22 protein-coding genes are annotated in these 22,560 nt (G+C 68.7%); 15 read left to right on the top strand and 7 right to left on the bottom strand.

What is annotated here, in order from left to right:
* A partial coding sequence (locus ACIQ51_RS03420; RefSeq protein ID WP_396203604.1) for a fumarate hydratase C-terminal domain-containing protein occupies positions 1-348 on the top strand: 348 nt, incomplete at its 5' end.
* Positions 349-377: 29 nt separating this feature from the next.
* Here ACIQ51_RS03420 and ACIQ51_RS03415 read toward each other — a convergent pair.
* Both ACIQ51_RS03415 and ACIQ51_RS03410 read right to left on the bottom strand, forming a co-directional pair.
* On the bottom strand, positions 378-1,694 hold the full coding sequence (locus ACIQ51_RS03415) for a CitMHS family transporter (protein WP_396203603.1): 1,317 nt from the start codon (positions 1,692-1,694) through the stop codon (positions 378-380).
* Positions 1,688-2,041, bottom strand: a complete 354-nt coding sequence (locus ACIQ51_RS03410) for a nucleotide pyrophosphohydrolase (protein WP_396203602.1) — start codon at positions 2,039-2,041, stop codon at positions 1,688-1,690. Before ACIQ51_RS03410 ends, ACIQ51_RS03415 begins: the two co-directional genes overlap by 7 nt.
* Before the next feature lie 96 nt (positions 2,042-2,137).
* On the opposite strand from ACIQ51_RS03410, the gene ACIQ51_RS03405 reads away from it, so the two are divergent.
* From ACIQ51_RS03405 to ACIQ51_RS03390, 4 genes are all read left to right on the top strand, one after another.
* Entirely contained in the window at positions 2,138-2,719 is a 582-nt protein-coding gene (locus ACIQ51_RS03405; protein ID WP_396203601.1) for a hypothetical protein, read from the top strand.
* On the top strand, positions 2,712-3,494 hold the full coding sequence (locus tag ACIQ51_RS03400; protein ID WP_396203600.1) for a 1,4-dihydroxy-6-naphthoate synthase: 783 nt from the start codon (positions 2,712-2,714) through the stop codon (positions 3,492-3,494). Before ACIQ51_RS03405 ends, ACIQ51_RS03400 begins: the two co-directional genes overlap by 8 nt.
* A gap of 111 nt (positions 3,495-3,605) precedes the next feature.
* Positions 3,606-4,181: a DUF2239 family protein gene (locus ACIQ51_RS03395; RefSeq protein ID WP_396203598.1), complete on the top strand. Its 576-nt coding sequence runs from the start codon at positions 3,606-3,608 to the stop codon at positions 4,179-4,181.
* A complete protein-coding gene (locus ACIQ51_RS03390; RefSeq protein WP_396203597.1) occupies positions 4,178-4,891 on the top strand; it encodes an MOSC domain-containing protein in 714 nt (237 codons plus the stop codon). Before ACIQ51_RS03395 ends, ACIQ51_RS03390 begins: the two co-directional genes overlap by 4 nt.
* 7 nt (positions 4,892-4,898) lie before the next feature.
* Here ACIQ51_RS03390 and ACIQ51_RS03385 read toward each other — a convergent pair whose 3' ends face one another.
* Entirely contained in the window at positions 4,899-6,290 is a 1,392-nt protein-coding gene (locus ACIQ51_RS03385) for an FAD-dependent oxidoreductase (protein ID WP_396203596.1), read from the bottom strand.
* Between the two features lie 126 nt (positions 6,291-6,416).
* Here ACIQ51_RS03385 and ACIQ51_RS03380 point away from each other — a divergent pair, with 126 nt between their 5' ends.
* From ACIQ51_RS03380 to ACIQ51_RS03365, 4 genes are all read left to right on the top strand, one after another.
* Positions 6,417-7,091: a DUF305 domain-containing protein gene (locus ACIQ51_RS03380; RefSeq protein WP_396203595.1), complete on the top strand. Its 675-nt coding sequence runs from the start codon at positions 6,417-6,419 to the stop codon at positions 7,089-7,091.
* 39 nt (positions 7,092-7,130) lie between these two features.
* Entirely contained in the window at positions 7,131-8,978 is a 1,848-nt protein-coding gene (locus ACIQ51_RS03375) for an LVIVD repeat-containing protein (RefSeq protein ID WP_396203594.1), read from the top strand.
* A gap of 101 nt (positions 8,979-9,079) precedes the next feature.
* Positions 9,080-10,417: an aminotransferase class V-fold PLP-dependent enzyme gene (locus tag ACIQ51_RS03370; RefSeq protein WP_396203593.1), complete on the top strand. Its 1,338-nt coding sequence runs from the start codon at positions 9,080-9,082 to the stop codon at positions 10,415-10,417.
* 6 nt (positions 10,418-10,423) lie between these two features.
* Positions 10,424-11,110 (top strand): YqjF family protein, encoded by a 687-nt coding sequence (locus ACIQ51_RS03365; protein ID WP_396203592.1) that lies wholly within the window; start codon positions 10,424-10,426, stop codon positions 11,108-11,110.
* A gap of 69 nt (positions 11,111-11,179) precedes the next feature.
* Here the strand turns inward: ACIQ51_RS03365 and ettA are convergent, their stop codons facing one another.
* Positions 11,180-12,847, bottom strand: coding sequence for an energy-dependent translational throttle protein EttA (gene ettA / locus ACIQ51_RS03360; RefSeq protein WP_396203607.1), 1,668 nt, complete (start codon positions 12,845-12,847; stop codon positions 11,180-11,182).
* 195 nt (positions 12,848-13,042) lie between these two features.
* Between ettA and ACIQ51_RS03355 the strand changes: the two genes are divergently transcribed.
* The 5 genes from ACIQ51_RS03355 (at position 13,043) to ACIQ51_RS03335 (ending at position 18,892) form a co-directional block, all read left to right on the top strand.
* On the top strand, positions 13,043-15,121 hold the full coding sequence (locus ACIQ51_RS03355) for a hypothetical protein (protein WP_396203591.1): 2,079 nt from the start codon (positions 13,043-13,045) through the stop codon (positions 15,119-15,121).
* Positions 15,118-16,374, top strand: a complete 1,257-nt coding sequence (locus ACIQ51_RS03350) for an HD-GYP domain-containing protein (protein ID WP_396203590.1) — start codon at positions 15,118-15,120, stop codon at positions 16,372-16,374. Before ACIQ51_RS03355 ends, ACIQ51_RS03350 begins: the two co-directional genes overlap by 4 nt.
* Before the next feature lie 53 nt (positions 16,375-16,427).
* Positions 16,428-17,168: a cytochrome c biogenesis protein CcdA gene (locus ACIQ51_RS03345; protein ID WP_396203589.1), complete on the top strand. Its 741-nt coding sequence runs from the start codon at positions 16,428-16,430 to the stop codon at positions 17,166-17,168.
* 16 nt (positions 17,169-17,184) lie between these two features.
* On the top strand, positions 17,185-17,709 hold the full coding sequence (locus tag ACIQ51_RS03340; protein WP_396203588.1) for a TlpA family protein disulfide reductase: 525 nt from the start codon (positions 17,185-17,187) through the stop codon (positions 17,707-17,709).
* Between the two features lie 145 nt (positions 17,710-17,854).
* Positions 17,855-18,892 carry a LacI family DNA-binding transcriptional regulator gene (locus ACIQ51_RS03335; protein WP_396203587.1) on the top strand — a complete coding sequence of 346 codons (1,038 nt, stop codon included), beginning with the start codon at positions 17,855-17,857 and terminating at the stop codon, positions 18,890-18,892.
* Here ACIQ51_RS03335 and ACIQ51_RS03330 read toward each other — a convergent pair.
* Positions 18,779-19,360, bottom strand: a complete 582-nt coding sequence (locus ACIQ51_RS03330) for a tRNA (cytidine(34)-2'-O)-methyltransferase (RefSeq protein WP_396203586.1) — start codon at positions 19,358-19,360, stop codon at positions 18,779-18,781. The genes ACIQ51_RS03335 and ACIQ51_RS03330 overlap by 114 nt on opposite strands.
* Before the next feature lie 69 nt (positions 19,361-19,429).
* Between ACIQ51_RS03330 and ACIQ51_RS03325 the strand changes: the two genes are divergently transcribed.
* Positions 19,430-19,849, top strand: a complete 420-nt coding sequence (locus ACIQ51_RS03325; protein WP_396203585.1) for a thiol-disulfide oxidoreductase DCC family protein — start codon at positions 19,430-19,432, stop codon at positions 19,847-19,849.
* Positions 19,850-19,883: 34 nt separating this feature from the next.
* On the opposite strand, the gene ACIQ51_RS03320 is transcribed toward ACIQ51_RS03325, so the two are convergent.
* Together ACIQ51_RS03320 and ACIQ51_RS03315 are read right to left on the bottom strand one after the other, a co-directional pair.
* Positions 19,884-21,359: a pyridoxal phosphate-dependent decarboxylase family protein gene (locus ACIQ51_RS03320; RefSeq protein ID WP_396203584.1), complete on the bottom strand. Its 1,476-nt coding sequence runs from the start codon at positions 21,357-21,359 to the stop codon at positions 19,884-19,886.
* Positions 21,360-21,407: 48 nt separating this feature from the next.
* Entirely contained in the window at positions 21,408-22,436 is a 1,029-nt protein-coding gene (locus ACIQ51_RS03315) for a DUF1835 domain-containing protein (protein ID WP_396203583.1), read from the bottom strand.
* Between the last annotated feature and the right edge of the window lie 124 nt (positions 22,437-22,560).

Here is a 22,560-nt window from a genome sequence, read left to right as displayed (position 1 = left end):
ACGACGGCCACCCGCATGGACAAGTTCACCGAGATGATGCTCGCGAAGACGGGCCTCATCGCCATGGTGGGCAAGGCCGAACGCGGTCCCGCCGGTCTCGAAGCCATCCGCAAGCACAAGGCGGCGTATCTCATGGCCGTCGGCGGCGCGGCCTACCTCGTGTCGAAGGCCATCCGCTCCTCGCGCGTGGTGGCGTTCGAGGACCTTGGCATGGAAGCGATCTACGAGTTCGACGTGGAAGACATGCCCGTCACCGTCGCCGTCGATGCCATGGGCAACAACGTGCACGAGACCGGACCCGCCGTCTGGCAGGACAACATCCGGAAGGGGCTGCCGGTGCTCGCCTGACGGGCGGCCCGGAGCAGCTCGGCCGCTCGTCAGCCGACGAGCGGCACCACCGCCACGAGCAGCGACACCGTCAGCAGCACCAACGCCGACAACAGCGCCCACTTGAGGGTGAAGCGCTGATGGTCGTCGAAATCCACGCCGGCGAGCCCCACCAACAGAAAGGTGGACGGCACCAGTGGGCTGAGTAGATGCACCGGCTGACCGATCAAGGAGGCACGAGCCATCTCGGCCGCCGTGATGCCGTACGCCTCGCCGGCTTTGGCCAGAATGGGCAACACGCCGAAGTAGAAGGCGTCGTTGGAAATGAAGAAGGTGAACGGTACACTCAACACGCCGGTCACCACCGCGAGGTACGGCCCCAGTGCCGGTGGCACCAGGTTGATCACGCTACCGGCCATGGCGTCCACCATCTTCGTCCCCGACAGGATGCCGGTGAACACCCCCGCGGCGAAGATGAGCCCCACCACGGCCAGGACGTTGCCGGCGTGGCGCGAGAGGAGCGCCTTCTGCTGCTCGATCGACGGGTAATTCACCAGCACGGCCACCGCGAACCCGAGCATGAACAGCACGGGAAGCGGCAGGACGGCCATCACGAGGGCCGCGAGCAGCACACCGGTCAGCAACGCATTCACCAGCAGGCGGTCGGGACGGCGATGGGAAGTGTCCTCTTCGTAGCCGGGGTTGGCCAGCTCCTCCTCCAACACGCCGTCCGCATGGTTGCGGGCCGCCGCCTGTGACAGGCGCACACGCTCCGCCACGCCCAGCCTGTACGATACGAACAGGACCCAGACCACACCCACCGCCATGGCAGGCAGCATGGGGACGAAGACGTCGCTCACGTCCACACCCAGCGCACTCGCCGCGCGCGCCGTGGGGCCGCCCCACGGCAGGATGTTCATGACGCCACCCGCCAGCATCGTCACACAGGCCAGCACGAGTGGCCGAATATGGAGGGCCCGGTACAGCGGCAGCATCGCTGCCGTGGTGATCATGTACGTGGTGGAGCCGTCCCCGTCGAGCGAGACCAGCAAGGCCAGGACGGCCGTTCCCACCACCACCTTCACGGGGTCCCCGTGCACGATCGCCACCAACCGCGCAACGAACGGCGCGAACAACCCGGCGTCGATCATCACGGCGAAATAGAGAATGGCGAACATGAGCATCACGCCCGTTGGCGCGAGCTTGCCGATGCCGGCGATCATCATCTCGCCAAGCGACGGGCCGAAGCCGGCGGCAATGCCCACCCCCATCGGCACGAGAATGAGGGCCGTCAGCGGCGACAGTCGCTTCGTCATGATCAGCGCCATGAAGAGCACGACCATGCTGTAGGCCCAGATGGTCAGCATGCGGACTGCACCGGTGGGGCATCCGTCGCCGGTGGTTTGCGCGTCCACCGGTTGGCATCACGCGTTTCCACCTTGGCCATCATCCGTGCGAACGCGGTGTCGAGGTCGATCCCCTCGCGATTGGCCATGCAGATGAGGACGAACAGAATATCGGCCATCTCCATCGCCATCTCGCCATCGGGTTCGTCCGCCTTCTTGGGCTTCTGGCCGAACCGATGATTCACCTCGCGCGCAAACTCACCGACCTCCTCCGTGAGACGAGCCAGATTGGTCAGCGGATGGAAATAGCCTTCCTCGAACTGGCTGATCCAGCGATCGACACGCTGTTGGTAATCGGTCAGAGACATGGCCCAATGCTAGTCTGGACCGGCATGGCCTGCCACCATGCGCCGCCCCGCGGGCCAGCAGCGAGACGGCGTCACCCCCGTCGTATACCTTTCGGAATGCCTCACGCCCCACGCATCCTCGTCATCGCCGCCACAGGCCGCGAGCTGGCCGCCCCCGCGCACACGGTGGGCGTGCTCTGTGGCGTGGGGCCGGTCGAAGCGGCGGCCGCAACGACGGCGGCAATCGCCGAGCATCGCCCGACGCTCGTGTTGCATGTGGGCATTGCCGGCGCGCACCGCACAGAGCAGCTCAGCGCCGGCACCCTCGTGATTGGCAGCCGCGCAGAGTACGTCGACCTCGGCGAACTCCCCGCAGCGTGGGCGTCACGGGTGGTCGTGCCGCCCATGGCGATCCTGCACGCCGTGCAGCGCGCACTCCCGCTGGCCATCACGCGGCCCATTGGGACCAGTGCGCGGGTGGGAGGTACCACGGCCTGCCCGGTCGAAGCGATGGAAGGCTTCGGCGTCCTGCGAGCCGCCGAGCGACTGGGCGTGCCCGCTATCGAGGTGCGCGCCATCTCCAACGACATCGAGGAAGTCGATCGCACCCGCTGGGCCTTCGACACGGCCTTTACCGCGATCACCGCGGCCACACCGCATCTCGTGAGTGCCCTCGAGGACTACGCGGCCCATGCGTGAGCTCACGTTCGGCTATTCCCCCTGCCCCAACGACACCTTCGCCTTCCACGCGCTCACCTATGGCGTGATCGACACGTCACTCCGGATCCGGCCGGTGTTGCTCGATATCGAGGAGCTCAATCGCCGCGCCCACGCCGGGGAGTTCGACCTCACGAAGCTCAGTGTGGGCGCCTTTGCCTCCGTGGGCGATCGCTACACCATGCTGCGCAGTGGAGCGGCACTCGGACACGGTGTGGGCCCGCTCGTGGTGGCACGCCACGCCGCGCCCTTCGAGCAGGCCATGCACGGCCGTGTGGCCATTCCCGGTCGCGAGACCACTGCCTTCCGTCTGCTGCGCCTCGCCGCACCGCAACTCGGCGACATCGTCGAACTGCGCTACGACCGCATCCTGCAAGCGGTGGCGACCGGCGAGGTCGACGCAGGGCTGATCATTCACGAGAGCCGCTTCACGTATGCCTCGCACGGGCTCACGAAGCTCATCGACCTCGGCGAGTGGTGGGAGCGCGACACGCAGCTCCCCGTGCCACTCGCCGGGATCTGCGTGCGCCACGACGTGGATGCCGCCACCCGCGCCGAAGCGGAACGCGCCATTCGTGCCTCGGTGCAGTACGCGTTTGACCACCCCGACGCCAGCCGCGACTACGTGCGGGCGCACGCCCAGGAGATGGCGCCCGAGGTGTGCGCCCAGCACATCGCGCTCTACGTGAACGGCCGCACCCTCGACGTAGGCGACGACGGGCTCGCGGCCATTGCCCGTCTCATGGGCACCAGCTGACGGCTCGCCTGACGCCTCGCTTGACGCCTCGTCTGAGGGCCCACCGCCGTTGACAGACTGTTCTGGCCGAGTATTATCCGGATAATATCCTTTTTATCCGGACAAAACAGCATGATGTACACGGTGTTTGCTGGGCATCGGCGGCTCGCGACGGGCCCGCTGGCAACGATCACGGGGATGGTCGCCGAGGCGCAGGCGAACGGGTCGGAGCAGGAGCCGCTGCTGGTGTTCGACGATCGCACCGGGCGCGTGGTGGATGTGGATCTCCGCGGGACGTCCACGGCGGTTGACGCCCCCCCCGGCGACGTGCCCCCGGAGGCGTCGAGCGCCCCCCCGCGTTCACCGGGGCGCCCGCGACTGGGTGTTGTCGCGCGCGAAGTCACGCTGCTGCCGCATCACTGGGAGTGGCTCGCCGCGCAGCCGGGCGGCGCATCGGTCACGCTGCGCAAGCTCGTGGAGCTGGCCCGAAAGCAGGGAGCGGGCGACGAGCGTATTCGTCTCGCGCGGGAAGCCACGTATCGCTTCCTGCACGCGATCGGCGGCAACCTCCCAGACTACGAGGAGGTCACCCGGGCGTTGTTCGCCGGTCAGGTCTCCGCGATGCGGCAGCACATGCACGAGTGGCCGCACGACGTGCGGGCCCATGCGCTCGCCATGCTCGAGTCGCTCAGCGCCACGGACCGGTGAGCCTCGCGGTACCTCCCGATCAGCCGCTGCTGCTGTCGGTGAACGTGGGGCAGCTGGAACCGCTTGTCTCCACCGCGACATTGGCGTCCGCCCGCAAACGGAGCGGCATTCGCAAGTATCCGGTGGGCGGCCCCGTGCTGTGCGACGCGCAGGGACTCATTGGCGATGCCATCGGCAACCGCACCCACCATGGCGGCAAGGATCAAGCGGTCTACCTGTACAGCGCCGAAGACTACCAGTGGTGGTCGACGACACTGGGACAGCCGTGTGCGCCGGGGCTGTTCGGGGAGAACCTCACGATCGATCGCTGGTGGCCGTCGCCGCGCGTGGGCGATCGGGTGCAGTGGGGTGAGGTACTGCTCGAGCTCACGGCCCCTCGCATTCCGTGCAGCACGCTGGCCATGCGCATGGGCGATCCCCGCTTCGTGAAGCGCTTCGCCGATGCGGCCCGCCCGGGGGCCTACGCGCGCGTGCTGCAGTCCGGCGTCATCGCGTGCGGCGAGCGTGGCATCGTCACCGCGGCCGCCGCCGCACACCCCACGATCGAGGCGCTCTTCCGTGAGTGGCACCGCCTGCCGCGCGATCGATCGGCGCTGATCGCCGCCCTTGGGGCGCCGCTGGCCGAACGACTCCGTCACACTTTCCTCCAATGGATCGGCGAATCGGCGGCACATGGCGGCCCGCCGTCCGACATCCGGTCCACCGAGTGAGTCCGTCCTACGCCGGACCCGCCGCGATGATCTCCAGCATCTCCTGCACGTTGGTGATCTTGAGCCGCGGCCGCCCCGACGCCGCCCCGCGCGCCTGCTCCGCCGTGTCGAGCGTCTGCCAGTCGGCCCAGCTGGTGACGGTCACCCCACGCTCGGCGAGCAACTGATCGATCGACGACACCCCCTCGGGGAGGACGGGCACGTCGCCCGCCGCCACATCGGCTAACAGCTGCGTGACCGTATCGGTGGCGCACAGCTTGTTGGTGCCGATGATCCCCTGCGGCCCGCGCTTGATCCACCCCGCCACGTACAGGCCCGGCACGGTGGCCGTGCTGCCTGCCTGCTCCACCACGTGGCCGCGGAGGTTGGGCACCACGCCGGTGCGCTCGTCGAAGGGCACCCCTGGCAGCGCCTTGCCCTTGTAGCCCACCGAGCGGAACACGAGCCCCACCGGGAGCTGCTGCGTGTCGTCGGTCGGAACGGCGCGCACCCCACCACGCCCGTCGCTTTCGAGGCGATTGCGGACGATGGTCATCCCCTCCACGCGCTCGTTGCCCGACAGGGCGACCGGCGAGGCATTGAAGTGCAGCACCACCTTGCGCGGTGCGCCCGTCCGCGGGCGAGACGCCCACTCGCGCAGCACATCGAGATTCTTGGCGGGATTGCGATCCTCCATTGCCGCGAGCTGCGCCTCGCTGGCGGCGTCGAGCTCGAGATCGCGCGGGTCGACGATCACCTCCACCCCCTCGAGCTCCCCCAGTTCGCGAAGCTCGGGAGTGGTGCACGCCGCCTGCACTGGCCCCCGGCGCGCCACCAGATGAATGGTATGCACCTGCGATGCCGCGAGGGCCTGCAGCGCATGGTCGGCGAGATCGGTCGCCGCGAGCACGCTCGTGGGCTTGGCCAGAATGCGCGCCACGTCCATGGCCACGTTGCCGATACCCACCACCGCCACCTCGCCCTGCGTGAGGTCGAAGTGCGTGGCCGCATAGTCCGGGTGCCCATTGTACCAGGCCACGAACTCCGTGGCCGCATGGCTGCCAGCCAGCTGCTCGCCGGGGATGCCCAGGGCGCGGTCCGTTTCGGCGCCGTAGCAGAGCACCAGCATGTGGTAGCGGGCCCGGAGCTCCTCGACGGTCACGTCCTGCCCCACGCGCACATGGCCGAGGTACCGGAAGCCCGGGTGGGTGGCGATGCGATCGAAGATGCGCGTGACCGACTTGATCTTCGGATGATCGGGGGCCACGCCGCCGCGCACGAGCCCGAAGGGCGTGGGGAGACGATCGATCAGATCGATGCTGATCCCCGGGGCGGCCTTCTGCAGCGCCTCGGCGGCATAAAACCCGGCCGGGCCCGACCCAACGATCGCGACCCGCAACGATGACGGAGGAATGGACATGATACCCAACATAATGACTCGGGGTTGGCGTTTGCTCCCTAACGCCTCCCGCCACTCGGGCGTATTCTCACTGAGTACGCCCCCATCCAGCCGCTCCGGCGGCCGTGCCACCAGCGGAGCCCCACCATGATGCCCCGTCGTTCAGTCGTCGCCCTTTCGGTCATGTCCCTGCTGCTCGCCGCGCCGTCGGCCGCACGCGCGCAGCATGGCGATCACAGCATGCACCACATGGGGCCGGAGATCGTGATCCCCAAGGGGGCCCGCTATACCAAGGCCGACGTGGAGTTCATGCAGGGGATGATCGCGCACCACGCGCAGGCCATCGTGATGTCGCGCATGGCGGAGACCAACAGCACCAATCCGCAGCTGCTCAAGCTCTCCCGCAAGATCGACCAGTCGCAGGTGCCCGAGATCCTCATCATGCAGGACTGGCTGCGCCGCCACGAGCAGTTCGCGCCGGACACCTCGTCGTGGCACGGCATGCGGATGGACGGCATGCTGAACGACGACGAACTCGCCGCCATGAGCAAGGCGCGTGGCGCCGCCTTCGATCGCCTCTTCCTCGACGGCATGATCAAGCACCACGCCGGCGCCCTCAAGATGGTCGACGATCTCTTCGCCTCCGCCGGCTCCGGCCAGGAAGTCGATGTGAACGTTTTCGCCAACGACGTGGTCGTGGCGCAGACCGCCGAGATCGGCATCATGAACCGCCTGCTGGCGCAGCTGCCCGCGCCGAACACGGGCAAGGCCGCACCGAAGGCCGCCGCGAAGCGGCCGGCGAAGCCGCCCGTCAAGAAGTAACCCGCCGTTTCCCTTCCCTCCCACCACTGGAGCACCACCATGCAGTTGATGCGTGGCCTGATGCTGTGTGCCGCGACGATGCTCGCGCCTGCACTGCTGTCGGCGCAGACCTATCCGTCCAATAAGGACCCGCGTGCCACCCTCAAGTCGGGTCGGTACGACGCCGGCGAAGCCGCCCTGAACATGCGACTCGTGTCGACGGTGCCGAAGCCGGCGCAGTTCGACACCGCACGCGGTCTCACGTTCATCAACTCCGATCTGGCGTTCCGCGGCAACTACGTCTATCAGGCCAACTTCGCCGGCTTCACCATCTGGGACATCAGCAACCCCGCCAAGCCGGTGATGACGGCGGCCGTCCGCTGCATCACGTCGCAGGGTGACCCCACGATCTACGGCACGCTGCTCTTCCTCTCGGCCGAAGGGCCTGGCAACCGCAACGACTGCGGCGATGGCGGCGTGAAGGATCCCAAGGATCACATGGCCGGCGTGCGCATCTTCGACGTGAGCGACCCGAAGGCGCCGAAGCTCGTGAAGAACGTGCAGACGTGCAAAGGCTCGCACACGCACACGCTGGTGCCGAGCCCCACGAACAAGCGCATCATCTACCTGTACGTGTCGGGGCAGCAGGCGGCGCGTCCGGAGACGGAGCTCGCCGGGTGCAAGAATGGCACGAACCCCGACGATCCCGCCAACTCGCTCTACCAGCTCGACATCATCAAGGTGGACCTCGATCATCCCGAGAAGGCCGAGGTGATTCCGGGGGCACGCATCTTCTCGGGGCTCGACGGTGCGTCCGAGTGCCGGCGGTACTGCGTGCCGGTCGATCCGCGTCGTCAGGCGGCCCGCGGCGCCCGCGCGGCGGCAGCGCCCGAAGGTGAGGCCATGTCGGATGGCCCGCGCAACTGCCACGACGTGACCGCGTATCCCGAGATGGGGCTGCTGGCCGCGTCGTGCTCCACGCACTCGATCCTCGTCGACATCAAGAACCCCGAGAAGCCGTTCCGCATCGATGCGCTCGCGGACACGAACAACTACCAGGGGCGGCACACGGCGGCGTTCAGCAACGACGGCAAGAAGCTCATCCAGACCGATGAGTGGGGCGGCGGCACGGGCCCCATGTGCCAGGCGTCGAGCATGATCGAGCTGGGTGGCAACACCGTCATCACGCTCGACGGTCGCAAGAAGCAGACGCAGCGCGCCTACTTCAAGCTGCCGTCGGCGCAGGCGGCCGAAGAGAATTGCGTGTCGCACAACGGTGGCATCATCCCGGTGCCGGGGCGTGACCTGTACGTGCAGGGGTGGTATCAGGGCGGCGTGAGCATCATGGACTTCACTGAGGCCGACAAGGCGTTCGAAGTGGGCTACTTCGACCGTGGCTCCATCGATCCGCCGGGCCCGGTGGACGTGCCCAAGGCCGCAGCCGCGGCCATGACGAACCAGCGTGGTGGTGGCCGCACCATCGGCGGCTCGTGGGGCGCGTACTACTGGAACGGCCTCGTGTTCTCGTCGGAGCTCGATCGCGGCATGGACATCCTCGAGCTCACCCCCAGCGATCAGCTGTCGGCCAACGAGATCGCGGCGGCCAAGCTGGTGCGCTTCGAGGAGTACAACCCGCAGAGCCAGCCCAAGATGACGTGGCCGGCCGCCTTCGTGGTGGTGCGCTCGTACCTCGACCAGCTGGTGCGTGGGCAGGGGCTGCCGGCGGCCCGTACGACGGCGATCGATGCGGCGCTCACCGCGGCCGAAGCGAAGACCGGGGCGGCCCGTGCGGCGGCGCTCAATGCGCTGACCGTGCAGGTGGGCAAGGACGTCACCGGCGCCAAGGACCCGGCGCGCGTGCGCGCGATGGCCGGTGAAATCCGCCGCCTCGCGGCCGTGTCCAAGTAACGACCGACTGACCGCGTGTGGTGAAGGGCGCTCCTCTCACGAGGGGCGCCCTTTTGTCTGCCAACGCTTGTCTGCGAGCTCGCGGATCGGTAGCGTCTCGCATGACCCAGCCTCGTCGTGACTTCGTCAAGCAGGCCACTGTGAGTGCGACCGCCATCGGGGCGGCCGCCGTGGGCCTCGGCACCCCGCTCTTGGCGGCCTCGTCGCCCGCCGCCACGGCACCGCCCGCACTCCCCGCCCCCCTCGCCGGTCCGCTCGCGCAGGTGGCGCAGGACGAGGCCTACTGGACCACGGTGGCCGCCCAGTACCCCGTGACCGATGCGGTGATCAATCTCGAGGCGGGCTACTTCGGCATCATGGCGGCGCCGGTGCTGGCGGCGTATCACCGCCACGTGGACCGGGTGAACCGCGAGAGCTCGTACTTTGCGCGGCGCGCCTACACGCCCATCCTCATGCAAGCGCGTGACGCCGTGGCGCAGTTCGTGGGCGCCATGCCCACTGAGATCGTGCTCTCACGCGGCGCCACCGAGACGTTGCAGGCGCTCATCACGCAGTATCGCGGGGTGCAGGCGGGCGACACGGTGATGTACGCCGATCTCGATTACAACGCGATGCAGTGGGCCATGAACGCGCTGGCCGCGTCGCGCGGCGCGCAGGTCGCCAGGCTGGCCATTCCCGAGCCGGCCACGCGCGAGAACATCCTCGCGGCGTATGCCAAGGCACTCGACGCGCACCCGCGGACAAAGCTGCTGTTGCTGACCCACTGCAACAACAAAACGGGGCTCATCATCCCCGTGAAGGAGATCGCCGCCCTGGCGAAGGCGCGCGGCGCCGACGTGGTGGTGGACGCCGCGCACTCCTTCGGGCAGGTGCCACTCAGCATGGACGCCCTCGGCGCCGACTTCGTGGGGCTCAACCTCCACAAGTGGATTGGCGCACCGGTGGGCGCGGGGGCCATGTACATCCGCGAGGGTCGCCTCGATGCGATCGATCGCATGCACGCCGATGAGGCAGCCCCCCTCACGCGTATCGAGAGCCGCCTGCACACCGGCACCACCAACTTCGCGACCGTGATGGCGATCCCCGATGCGATCGCGTTTCAGCAGTCCATCGGCATGCCGCAAAAGGCCGCGCGCCTGCGGTATCTGCGCGACCGCTGGGTACACGCGGTACGCGACGTCCCGGGGGTGCAGATCCTCACCCCCGAAGATCCTGCGCTGGTGGGCGCCATCACCAGCTTCCGGTTGCACGGGCGTGGGACCCGGGCGGCCAACGACGCTGCGGCGAAAACGCTGCTCGATGAATTCGGCATCTTCACCTTCCAGCGCACCGGTCTTGCCAACGGCGACTGCGTGCGTGTGACGCCGACGCTGTTCAATACCCCGGCGCAGCTCGACAAGCTGGCCGCGGCGTTGCGCACGATGGCGGCGCGGGGGTAAGGCGTGGTGACTGTCGGCAGGCAGCGCTGGAGCGACCTGCTCTTCCTGCACTGGACCGTCGAACCACACGTCGTACAGGCCACGCTCCCGCCGGGGCTCGAGGTCGATACGCACGCGGGAAACGCGTACGTGGGCATCATTCCCTTCGCGATGTCGCGCGTGCGCCCCGCCTTCCTGCCGCCGGTGCCGTGGCTCTCCTGGTTCCTCGAGCTCAACGTGCGCACCTATGTGCGCGACGCGCATGGCACGCCGGGCGTGTGGTTCTACTCGCTCGACTGTGATCAGCCTGTGGCGGTGGAGATCGCGCGCCGTTGCTTTCATCTGCCGTACATGCATGCGCGCATGCAGGCGCACCGGCGCGGCGGCGAGGTGGACTACCACTGTGTGCGTCGCGGCATCGCGACGCCACCGTGGCACTTCGGCTGGAGCACCGCGGGTGTCGGTGCCCCGGCAGCGCCGGCGTCGCTCGAGCATTTCCTCGTCGAGCGGTACGTGCTGTACAGCGCCGACCGGCGCGGACGGCTGTACCAGGGGCGGGTGTCACACCCGCCGTACCGGATCGTCGCCCCGCAGCTGCGCGACTACACCACCGGCCCCGCCCACGCGGCGGGGTTTGCACTGACCGGTGCGCCGGTGTCCGTGCTGGCGGCGGAGCCGGTGGATGTGTCCATACATCCGCTGCGACGGCATTAATAAAGACCGGCGCCGCTCATCATGAGCGGCGCCGGTTTGTGGTTCACTCGAACCCAACGAACGTCAGCGTCACCTGACCAACTTCTTGTACTTGATCCGATGCGGCTGGTCCGCATCCGGGCCCTTCCGACGCTTCAAGTCCTCGATGTACGCGCCGTAGTTGCCCTCGAACCACACCACCTCCGAGTCACCCTCGAAGGCCAGAATGTGCGTCGCCACACGGTCCAGGAACCAGCGATCGTGGGAGATGATCACCGCGCAGCCGGAGAAATCCAGCACCGCGTCTTCGAGCGCCCGCAGCGTGTCGACGTCGAGATCGTTCGTGGGTTCGTCGAGCAGCAGCAGGTTGCCACCCTGCATCACCGTCTTCGCCAGGTGCAACCGGTTGCGCTCACCACCACTCAGATTCGCCACCAGCTTCTGCTGGTCAGCGCCCTTGAAGTTGAAGCTCGCGGCATAGGCGCGTGAGTTGAGCTCGCGCTTGCCCACGGGAATCGTCTCACGCCCACCCGAGATCTCCTCCCACAGCGTGCGCTTCCCTTCGAGCGTGCGGTGCTGGTCCTGATACGAGATCTGCACCGTCTCGCCGATCGTGAGCTCGCCCGCATCGGGCTGCTCGAGGACGTTGATCATGCGGAACAGCGTGGTCTTGCCGGCACCGTTGGGGCCGATGATGCCCACGATCCCGGCGCGCGGCAGATCGAAGTTGAGATCGTCGAACAGCAGCTTGTCGCCGAACGCCTTGCGCAGCCCCTTCGCGCGCACCACGTCGTTGCCGAGACGCGGCGCCGGCGGGATGACGATTTCGTTGCTCATCACCCGATCGTTCTGCGCTTCGCTGGCTAGATCCTCGTACGCCTGCAGACGCGCCTTGTTCTTGGCCTGACGCGCGCGCGGCGACATGCGCACCCACTCGAGCTCCTTCTGCAGCGTCTTCTGACGCGCACTCGCCTGCTTCTCTTCGAGGGCGAGGCGCTGCTGCTTCTGCTCCAGCCAGCCGCTGTAGTTCCCCTCGTACGGCACGCCCTTGCCGCGATCGAGCTCGAGAATCCACTTGGCCACGTTATCGAGGAAGTAGCGGTCGTGCGTGATGGCCACCACGGTGCCCGCAAACTTCTCGAGGTAGTGCTCCAGCCACGCCACGCTTTCCGCATCGAGGTGGTTGGTGGGCTCGTCGAGCAGCAGCATGTCCGGCTCTTCCAGCAGGATCTTGCACAGCGCTACGCGACGCTTCTCACCACCCGACAGGTTCGTCACCGACCAGTCGCCCGGCGGCAACCGCAGCGCATCCATCGCCACGTCGATCTTGTTGTCCAGATTCCAGAGGTCGTGCTGATCGATGTACTCCTGCAGCTTCCCCTGGCGGGCCATCAGCGCGTCGAAGTCCGCATCGGGCTCGGCGAACTTGAGCGAGATCTCGTTGAACTCGTTCAACGCATCCCGCTGCGCCTTCACCGCCAGCTCCACGTTGCCACGCACGTCGAGCGAGGCGTCGAGCTCCGGCTCCTGTGGCAGGTAGCCGATGCGCGTGCCCTTGTGCGCCCAGGCCTCACCCTGAAACTCGGTGTCCACACCCGCCATGATGCGCAGCAGCGACGACTTACCCGCGCCGTTGGGACCAAGCACGCCGATCTTCGCGCCGGGATAGAAGGACAGCCAGATATCGTCGAGGATGATACGCGAAGGTGGAACCACCTTGCGCAGCGCCTTCATGACGTAGATGAATTGCGGAGCCATACCGGGAGGCTTGAGGAAATGACGCAGGCGCGCCAGCACTCGGCGCACGACCGCGGGTAATCTAGGGACGGCGGGAAGCCACGAGCGGCCCTCCGAGGGCCGACTTCCTGATTCGGGAACGGTCGAGCGGCGGCGTCGGTGCGCGCCCGCCGGTGTGGTTCGTCCGAGGAGCGGCCGATACATGAAAGCAGCGCCATGTCGTCACTCTCGCCTGCCGGTCCTCCGGACGCGTCGCGCCCGCCCCTCCCCGGGCAGGGCGTCCCGCTCCTGCTCACACGCTTGTCGCTCGCCATTGCACGGCGCCGGGCGTACGCCAGCGCGCATCCCATGGTGGCCGCGGCCGATCACGCCCTCACGAGCGCGCTGCAGGAGCGGCTCGCGGGAGACCCCACCCTCTCGCTGGCCGTGGCCAAGCGCGACTTGCTGGTGAATGGCGAGCGCGTGGCCCCACCGAACGCGGTGGCAGAGCAAATCGCCAACCGATTGCACCGCGCAGGCATCGGCGCCGTACGCTTCCATCACGGGGTCACGCGCGAGGCCGTCACCGAATTCCTCCGCCTGCTCGCCCGGCGCCCCGCCGATCCAACCATCGACCAGCCGCTCCCCGAGCTGACGGGGATCGCCATGGGGCGCCTGACGTACGCGGAACTGGGGCTCGCCGACGAGCGGTCGCTGCGGACCGAGACGGCGCAGCTGTGGCAGACGCTCGCGCAGCGCCTGCTCGCGGCCGTCAGCCCCGACGGCGGGGCCGACGGCGGGGCCGACGGCGACGACGACAGTGCGCCCACGCGACTTGGAGCCGCCCTCTCACACGCCACCCGCAGCGAGGCAGCGGCTCGGCAGGCGTTCGACGCCCTCGACGGCCTTGCGGACCGCGTGACGCTCGCGCCGCACCCGGTGCGCGAGACGATCGGCGAGCGACTGCAGGCGCTGCTCTCCGCCACCGACCAGGGCGCGATCGTGGCCACGCTCCGCTCCGCGTCGCGCGGGGCGCGCGCGCGACTGGTGAGCAACGTGGTGGAGGTGCTGCCGGCAGCGGCGGTGGTGCGCTGGCTCCACGCCGCCTCGCAGGCCTCGGGGCACGACCTGTCGCCGCACCTGCTGCGGGTCCTCAGCAAGATGTCCGTGCACTTCCGCGGCCGACGCCCCGACACCGAGGTGGACGCGCTGCGCGAGACGGCGAAGGCGCTGGTGAACGGATGGGAGCTCTCCGAGCCCAACCCCGAGGAGCACGCCACGCTGCTCGACACCCTCGCCGCGTGGACGGCACGTGACGGCGCGGGGAGTGCCCCCGCCGGCGGGCAGCTGTTCGATGCCGCCTCGCAGGAGGCGGTGCGCCTGCTGCACATGGCGGTCGAACTCGATACGGTCTCGGTCGACGCCGCCCACGCCGTTCGCCGCCTCGCCGATCTCGGTCACACGTCGGTCGTGCTGTCGTGGATCGCGCGCGCACCCAGCGAGCGCACGAGGACCGCGCTGCGCGACCTCACGCTCACGCCGGCCGCTCTGCTTCGCGTGCTGCTCGCCGAGCCCCTCGATGCCGCCGAGGCCAGGCACCTGCTCGACAACACCTCGACGGAGTCGGCCGGTGTGTTGATCGACGCGCTCGAGCAGTGCGAGTCGCGCGCCGGCCGCCGCCTGATCTTCGATCGGCTCCGCGCCATGCCCTCCGCGATCGCAGGCACCGTACGCGAACGGCTCACGCACGCCATGCCCTGGTACCTTGCCCGCAACCTGCTCGCGTTGCTGCGCGAACTGATCGTGGCCGATCCGTCCCTCGCCACCACGCTTGTACCGGGCACGCTGCTGCTCTTTCAGAAGCACGAACACGTGGCCGTGCGCCGCGAGGCGATCCGTCTCCTCGCCCAGTTCCCGACCATGCGCATCCCTGCGCTGCGTCGCGCACTCCATGACGCGGCGAACGACGTGCGCCAGGCGGCCATCGACGTGGCCTATGCAGCACGACAGCAGGAACACCCCGTGGATCTGGCCCTGCGACTGCTGGCGCTCGCCGACGACGACTCACTCGACACGGGCAGCCGAGACAAGGCGGTGCGCGCGGTGGGCCACTCCCTGTACCCCGAGGTGCGCGCGTGGCTCACGGACCATGCCTCCCGCAAAACACGTCTCCTGGGCAGTGTGAAGCTCGCGCCGCTCACCGACACCGTCCGTGCCGCCGTGCAGGTCCTCGCGGCGCGCGCCGGCGACGATCCGGGCGTGCAGCCGCTGGTCGCGCTGGGGCGGAAAGCCGGCATCGTGGACGGGGCAGCATGAGCAGCGCGAGCCGCCCCCCGGGGCCGGCCGCGATGCCGTCGGCGATGCATCATGCCGTGCATCGGCTGGTGGCGGATTGGCTCCTGAGCCTCAGCCAGGCGCTGTCGGCGATGACGCTCTACGGCGCCACGCATCCGTCGTGCATGGCGAGCCGCGCGCGATCGTACGACAAGCTGAACGCCCTGCTCGGTGCCATCCCGCATGCCATGCAGCCGCTGCGCCTCACTCTCCTCGACGACGAGCTCGTGGTAGGCACCCACCTGCTACACGACCTGCGTGGCTGGGAGCTCGGCGGTCGCCTGTCGAGGCAAGGGATGCAACGCCTCGAGTTCACCGCCCCCTCCATGCGCCCCGATGCCTACGGCGCGTTGCTCGAACTCCTGCACCGGGCGCTCGTGCCAGGCGCCGATGCGGTGGAGCAGGCCGTGGTGCTGCCCGGCGTGCGGGTGGGCCCGGCGGTGCTTGTCGAGGCCACCGCCGATCACGTTCATCAGGCGCCCCACGGCGTCGATCGCGCCCCCACGCCGCTGCTCGATGCGCTGCTCGCCGACGGGCTGTCGGAGGAGCTCGACACCCTCACCTGGATCACCGCGGAAACGGCGGCGACCCATCGGGTGCCGCTGGCCGAGGTCGAGGCGGTCATCCGCGGCCTCGCGCTCGCGATGCAGGCGGAACAGGGCACGCTGCTGCCGCTCGTGTCGCTCAAGGCGGTCGACCAGTACACCACGGTGCACGCCTGCAATGTGGCGATGCTGTCGATGGGGCTGGCCGAGCAGCTGGGATTCGGCTCGCGTGACGTACGCGCGGTGGGCACGGCGGCGCTGTTGCACGACATCGGGAAGGTATGCCTGCCGCAGGCGCTGCTCACCAAGGCGGGTGTACTGAGCGATGCAGAGCGAGACGTGATGCGCACCCATACGACCGAGGGTGCCAGACTGCTCGGCGAACGCGGGGAGGGGAACGCGCTGGCGGCGATCGTGGCCTATGAGCACCATGTGTGGGCCGACGGGACCGGTGGCTATCCCGCCTTGGCTTTCCCGCGCCGGCCGCACTACGTGAGTCGGCTGGTGCAGGTGTGCGACGTGTACGACGCGCTCAGCACCCTCCGCCCCTACCGTGACCCCTGGCCGCGCGCGCGCACCCTGCATCACATGCGGCTGCAAGCCGGGCGTGAACTGGACGACGACCTGCTGCTGGCCTTCTTCGACCTGCTGGACCGCGCCGAACAGCGGCACGCCATGCCGCTTCGGTGAGAACGTGTCGGGGCGCAGGGAACGGTCACCGCCCCATGACCGTATCTTGAGCGATGCTCGCACTTCTTCAGATCGCCGACGTGTCGGCTCAGCTATCGGCCAATCCGGCTGCGGCGCTCCCCGTGCTCTTCGGGGCCGGCGTGCTCACGAGTCTCACGCCCTGCGTGTACCCGATGATCCCCATTACCGCGGCGATCGTCGGCGGTCAGTCTTCATCAGAACAGTTAGGCGCCACTACCGCGTCACGATGGCGCCCTCTAGGCCTTTCTCTCACCTATGTGGTGGGGTTGGCCACCGTCTATGCCGGGCTGGGGCTGCTGGCGGGCCTGACCGGCACGATGTTCGGCACGGTGTCGGCCAATCCGTGGGCCTACTTCACGATGGCGAACCTGCTGCTCATCGCGGCCCTGTCCATGCTCGACGTGCTCCCGGTGCGCGTGCCGGCCGCCCTCATGCAACGGGCCGCCAACGCCGGGACCGGCGGGCGCGTGGCCGGCGCCTTCATCATGGGCGCCGCCTCGGGGCTCGTGGCCGCCCCCTGCTCCGCCCCGGTCATGGCCGCCGTCCTCACGTGGGTGTCCACCACCGGCTCGGCTCTCCTCGGCTTCGCCTACCTCTTCACCTTCTCCCTCGGCATGTGCACGTTGCTCGTGCTGGTGGGGCTGTCTGCCGGCACCCTGTCGCGCTTGCCGCGCGCCGGCGCCTGGATGCTGACGGTGAAGAAGGGGTTCGCCTTCATCATGCTGGGTATGGCGGAGTACTATCTGGTGAAGATGGGCCAGGTGTACTTCTAACCCGACCTCACGACCCATGACTGCATTGTTCTCGTCGTTCCGCCGCGCCGCGGCCATCGTGGCCCTCGCGGCCGCCCCCGCGGCCGCCCCCGCGGCCGCCCCCGCGGCCGCCCAGGATCTCGGCATTGCCGTCGGCGAGAAAGCGCCGGGTGGCCCGCTCGAAACGCTGACCGGCCAGACCGTCGACCTCGCCAGCTACCTCGGCAAACAGCCCACCGTGATCGAGTTCTGGGCCACCTGGTGCGGTAACTGCAAGCAACTCGAGCCAGCCCTGCGTGCCGCCCACGCCAAGTACGGCACGACCGTCCGCTTCGTCACGGTCGCGGTGTCGGTCAACCAGTCCATCCAGCGCGTGAAGGCGTGGCAGCGCGCCAACACGATGCCCGGCGACATGCTCTACGACCGCAAGGGCACCGTGAGCGGCGCCTACGACGTCCCCGCCACCAGCTACGTGGTCGTCGCCGACAAGACCGGCAAGATCGTCTACACCGGCGTGGGCGGCACCCAGAACATCGACGCCGCGATCGCGAAGGCAAAGTGAGCCCTCGGGCGATGTAACGCGCGGGGAACAGCGCAGCCCGTCGCTGAAACGCGTTACATTCCTCCGATACTGGAAAGCCAGTCCGAGCCGAGCTGGACCGGGACATCACCCCGCCTTCTTGCCGCTTCTTCCGTTCGAGACCCGCGTGACTGCTCGCCCCACTCCCACCATCCGCGACGTCGCCAAGGCGGCTGGCGTGTCCATCGCCACCGTGTCGCGTGTCCTCAATGACGCCGCGCGCGTCACCGATGACACGCGCGATCGGGTGCGGGCCGTGGTCGACAAGATGGGCTACGCCCCGCACGGCGGGACCCGCAGCGTGGTCGTGCGTCGCACGCGCACCCTCGGCGTGCTGCTCCCGGAGCTCTATGGCGAGTTCTTTTCCGAGTTCATCCGCGGCATCGACGAAACCGCCAAGAAGCACGGGTTCCTCACCCTCGTGACCAGCGCGCGGCGCGAGGCCCACGAGATTGCCGGGGCGGTGAGCACGATGCGCGGCCGCGTGGACGGCTTCCTCGCGGTGTCGCCCTCGGTCGCGGCACGGGCCACGCTGGCCGAAGTGGCGGAGCGTTATCCGACCGTCCTCGTGGGCGCCGGCAGCGACGTGGGGGCGTTCGCCGCGCTGTCGGTGAACAACTTCCAGGGCGCCGCGGCGATGATGAAGCACCTGCTCTCGCTCGGGCACCGCCGCATCCTGTTCGTGCGCGGCCCGGCCGGTCAGGTGGATGCCGGCGAACGGCTGCACGCCGTCCGCGAAGTGGCCAACTGGTACGACGACTGCGAACTCACCGAAGTGGCGGGCGAGTTCCGCATGGACACCGCCTACGAGGCGGTGTCGCAGGTGCTGCAAAGCGGTCTGCGCCCCGACGCGATCTTCGCCGCCAACGACACCATGGCGACCGGCGCGATCGCTGCCGTGCGTGACGCGGACCTCCGGGTGCCCGACGACGTCGCCGTGACCGGCTTCGACGACACGCCGATGACGCGGTTCCTCTCGCCGCCACTCACCACCGTGCGCATGCCGATCTTCGCCCTCGGCGAACGGGCGGCGCTCCGCTTGATCGAAACGTTACGCGCCGGTGGCACCGCCGTGCCGGCCACCCACGAGATTCTTCCCGCCCAACTGATCATCCGCAGCAGCTGCGGGTCCGCCCACAAGATGATGAAAGCGGCCGGCAGCTGACGGCGCGTCCGTCTGCTGCCGCAGCACCTCGTACACGCCGAGCGCCACGCTGGTGGAGAGATTGAGGGAGCGGATCAGCGGCGAGTGCATGGGCAGGTGCACGAAGCGGTCGGGGTAGCGTTCGTGCAGGAACTCCGGGAGACCACCGGTCTCGCATCCGAACACGAGCACCGTACCCTGCTCGGATGCCAACGGGGCGTCCCAGTAGCGTCGCGTACCCTTCGTGGAGAAGAACCACGGCTCACCCAGCGTGGGAAGGACACGCTCGAAGTGGTCCCAGTCCGGCCACACGCGCAGGGCCACGTGCTCCCAGTAATCGAGGCCGGCGCGCTTCACTTCGCGCTCGCCCAGCGAAAAGCCAAGGGGCTCGATGAGATGCAGGGTGGCACCGGTGGCGAGGCAGGTGCGCCCCGCATTGCCGGTGTTCCAGTGTATTTCGGGGTGGACCAGCACCACGTGGATCGACATGCCGCAACTTGAGTGCGGCCTCCCTCGCGGGCAACTTGCAGCGTCGCTTCACCCACACGCCGAGGCCCCGTGTCCACATCGCAGTCCGCATCCGGTTCCGGCGCGCCACACACCCTGGTGCTGTTCGATGGGGAATGCAGCCTGTGCAACGGGTTCGTGGATTTCCTGCTCTCCCACGACCGGGCACGCCGGCTGCGCTTCGGCGCACTGCAGGGCGCAACGGGATCGCAGTGGGCCGCGGCGGTGCAAGGTGTCGACTCGGTCATCGTGGTGGACGGGGGGCGGGTCTATCTCCGTTCCACCGCTGCCCTCGTGGCGCTCACGTGCCTCGGCGGTGCCTGGCGGGCCGCCGCGATCCTCCGTCTCGTGCCGCCGTTCCTGCGTGACGCGGTGTACACCATCGTGGCGCGGAACCGGTACCGCTGGTTCGGCACACGGGCGTCGTGCCGGATGCCGACGCCTGCGGAACGGGCGTGGTTCGTGCCGTAGCGCGCACCGCCCGAACCCGTGCCATGCCGTATGGTCAGCGGTGGTGCTGCACCACGTACGCCGCTTCGGCGTCGAGTCCCCGGACCAGCGCCTCGATGTGCGCCACATCGGTCCGCGCGTTCATCACGGTGATGCGCAGCACGCGACGACCGTCGAGTGTGGTGGCGGTGATCCAGCCCCTCCCACTGCGGTTGTAGCGCGCGCGCAGCGCATCGGTGAGGGCATCACGGTCGCGCGGGTCCACAGCCGGCGGGTTCCACGCGAAGCAGAGGATGTTGCTCTCTGGTGCATGCAGCGGCGCGAACTGCGCATGCCCCTGCAGCAGCCCGTGGAGCGTCTGCGCCATCTGGCAGAGCCGCTCGTACAACGCCGCCAGCGCCTCGGCGCCGTAGCGCTGGAAGGCCACCCACAACTTCAGCACGTCGGCGCGGCGTGAGCACTGGAACGAGCGCGGCCCCATGTCCCACGCGCGTGCCTCGTTGCTGGGCGTAAAGAGGTAGGGTGCCTTCTGCGAGAAGGCGCGCTCGAGGTCGTCCTCCTCGCGCATGAGCAGCAGGCCGGCGGCCAGCGGCAACAGCAGCGTCTTGTGCGGGTCCCACGCCACGCTGCGGGCGCGCGCGAGCCCCGTCACGCGATGCCGATGGAACGCGCTCAGCATCGCCGCGCCGCCGTGTGCGGCATCCACGTGCAGCCAGAGCGGCCCGCGCTCGTCGGCAAACTCGTCGCAGAGATCGGCAATCGCGGGAAGATCGTCGAAGGTGCCCGTGGCGGTGCAGCCGGCCGTCGCCACGACCGCCATGACGCGTGTGCCTGCGGCACGCAGCCGCTCGAGCTGCACCCGCAACGCCGTCACACTCAGGCGATGGTCGTCTGCCGGGATCACCACCACACGGGACAGGCCGAGCCCCATGGCACCGGCCGCGCGCGCCACCGCGTAGTGCGCATGTTCACCGCAGAGGAGCACCGGCGGGTTCGGCCCGAGGCCGTTGGCCCACACATCGGGGATCGCGCGACTGCGCGCCGCGAGCAGCGCGGTGAACGTGGCCTCGGTCCCACCGCTGGTCATCGTACCGCCGGCGCGGGTATCCCACCCCACCAGATCGGTCATCCACCTCACCACTTGATGCTCGAGCGGCGTGAACGACGGCGACATCTCCCGCACCGCCATGCTCTGGTTGAGCGCACTTACCAGAGCATCGGTCCACACCGCCGCCGGGAGCGGGGCCGAGACCTGATGGCCGATGTACATGGGGTGCGCCAGCCGGTTCACGTCGTCGAGCAGGAGCGACGAGAGCCGGCGGGCCACGTCGGCAAGCGGGCGCGAACGCCGCGGCAGCGGCTCCGCCAGCCGGTCGGCGATGACCTCGGCGCTGTGCCACGTGGAGACCGGCCCCTCACCCGCTCGGGTGTCGGCTAGGTATTGCGCGGCCAACGCCAGAATCGGCTGCGCCGCCTCGAGCGTGGTGTCCGCCTCGAGCAGCGCCAGCGGATCCGTGGGGCGGTCGTTCATGGAACGGCTCCGGCCAACGTCACGAGTCACCCCCGCTGCAGGTTGGGATCAGTGCCCGCGCGGCAGCAGCTCGCAGGTATTCGGATTCCAGCGCCAGTGCCGCGACCCGCTGTTGTACACCCCACCGATCCACCGGTCGATGCCGTTCAGCGTCACGAGGTCGGCCCGGTCGCACACCACATCCTGACCGAGGGGGGTAAGCTGCACCTGGCGCTCCCAAAACGCCTTCCCGTCGGAATCCCGCAGCGGCGCGATCACGCGCGAGCCATTCACATGCACCACCAGCGGATGCGGGCAGTCGCTGAGTCGCTGCACGTACCAGGCGAAGCTCCAGTCGCCAAGCCACACCCACGACTCCGCGCTCTGGTGCGCGGCAAACAGCTTGGACAGCGTCATGGCGCCGGGGGAGAGCGCCTCGCAGATCTGCCGCTCGCTGCGCGACATGCCGGCCTGCGTGTCGGGGTACTCTTCCAGCTGGCGGCGCAGGGCGGCGGCGAGATGCGGCAGACGCACGCCGTCATCGTAGGCGTAGGCCCGCGCCTTGACGTCGCGGTCGATCCGATCGGTCACGGCCAGCAGCGCGTCGGGCGATTCGGCCGTGAACGCCTCCCATGCGGCTCGGGCGTTGCCGTAATCCATGGGGGTGACCGGGCGACGCGCGTCGAAGAGCGGCCCGAACTTCTCGGGCTTGAGCTCGCCAAGGTAGCAGTCAGCCGGTACGATGGTCACCGTCGGCCGCGCCTCCGGGGCCCGCTCGGAGAGGCGCGACAGCACCTGAAGGAGCTGCAGCTGGTCGTAGAGATCGGGTTCGAACCAGAGCACGACCTCGTCGCCGGTCCCGACTCCATCGAGCCGGGCATCGCGGTCGGTGAAGTCGGCGATGGCCGCGCTCTGACTCTGCCAGCCGCGACTGGCGAGAAACTCCCCACGCGCGCGACGGAAGGCCTGGGGATCCCGGTCGGACGGGACCGGCCCGTCGTGCAGCAGATCCCGCCAGGACAGGATGTCGCCAGGAAGCCCTGAACGGGCGAGTGCCGTCGCGGCGTGATCGCCGTTAGTGAGGTGCAGTGTAAGCATAGGTTGACGTATGTTGGGACATATGTTGTCCGAACCCGGCCCGTTCCGCTAGGGCGGAGCAGGCGAGTCCAACCCGGCGGATAGCGCTCCGGGGCTGGTTTTTCCACGAGATAATCGCTGACCG

It is taken from the genome of Gemmatimonas sp. (genome assembly GCF_044344655.1).
Lineage (GTDB): Bacteria > Gemmatimonadota > Gemmatimonadetes > Gemmatimonadales > Gemmatimonadaceae > Gemmatimonas.
This window is presented reverse-complemented; position numbering and strand designations above follow the sequence as displayed.

Coding starts and splice junctions, on each gene's coding strand:
- ACIQ51_RS03415 (WP_396203603.1), bottom strand. CDS start 1,694: ATGCTGACCATCTGGGCCTACAGCATGGTCGTGCTCTTCATGGCGCTG.
- ACIQ51_RS03410 (WP_396203602.1), bottom strand. CDS start 2,041: ATGTCTCTGACCGATTACCAACAGCGTGTCGATCGCTGGATCAGCCAG.
- ACIQ51_RS03405 (WP_396203601.1), top strand. CDS start 2,138: ATGCCTCACGCCCCACGCATCCTCGTCATCGCCGCCACAGGCCGCGAG.
- ACIQ51_RS03400 (WP_396203600.1), top strand. CDS start 2,712: ATGCGTGAGCTCACGTTCGGCTATTCCCCCTGCCCCAACGACACCTTC.
- ACIQ51_RS03395 (WP_396203598.1), top strand. CDS start 3,606: ATGATGTACACGGTGTTTGCTGGGCATCGGCGGCTCGCGACGGGCCCG.
- ACIQ51_RS03385 (WP_396203596.1), bottom strand. CDS start 6,290: ATGTCCATTCCTCCGTCATCGTTGCGGGTCGCGATCGTTGGGTCGGGC.
- ACIQ51_RS03380 (WP_396203595.1), top strand. CDS start 6,417: ATGATGCCCCGTCGTTCAGTCGTCGCCCTTTCGGTCATGTCCCTGCTG.
- ACIQ51_RS03375 (WP_396203594.1), top strand. CDS start 7,131: ATGCAGTTGATGCGTGGCCTGATGCTGTGTGCCGCGACGATGCTCGCG.
- ACIQ51_RS03370 (WP_396203593.1), top strand. CDS start 9,080: ATGACCCAGCCTCGTCGTGACTTCGTCAAGCAGGCCACTGTGAGTGCG.
- ettA (WP_396203607.1), bottom strand. CDS start 12,847: ATGGCTCCGCAATTCATCTACGTCATGAAGGCGCTGCGCAAGGTGGTT.
- ACIQ51_RS03355 (WP_396203591.1), top strand. CDS start 13,043: ATGTCGTCACTCTCGCCTGCCGGTCCTCCGGACGCGTCGCGCCCGCCC.
- ACIQ51_RS03350 (WP_396203590.1), top strand. CDS start 15,118: ATGAGCAGCGCGAGCCGCCCCCCGGGGCCGGCCGCGATGCCGTCGGCG.
- ACIQ51_RS03345 (WP_396203589.1), top strand. CDS start 16,428: ATGCTCGCACTTCTTCAGATCGCCGACGTGTCGGCTCAGCTATCGGCC.
- ACIQ51_RS03340 (WP_396203588.1), top strand. CDS start 17,185: ATGACTGCATTGTTCTCGTCGTTCCGCCGCGCCGCGGCCATCGTGGCC.
- ACIQ51_RS03330 (WP_396203586.1), bottom strand. CDS start 19,360: ATGTCGATCCACGTGGTGCTGGTCCACCCCGAAATACACTGGAACACC.
- ACIQ51_RS03320 (WP_396203584.1), bottom strand. CDS start 21,359: ATGAACGACCGCCCCACGGATCCGCTGGCGCTGCTCGAGGCGGACACC.
- ACIQ51_RS03315 (WP_396203583.1), bottom strand. CDS start 22,436: ATGCTTACACTGCACCTCACTAACGGCGATCACGCCGCGACGGCACTC.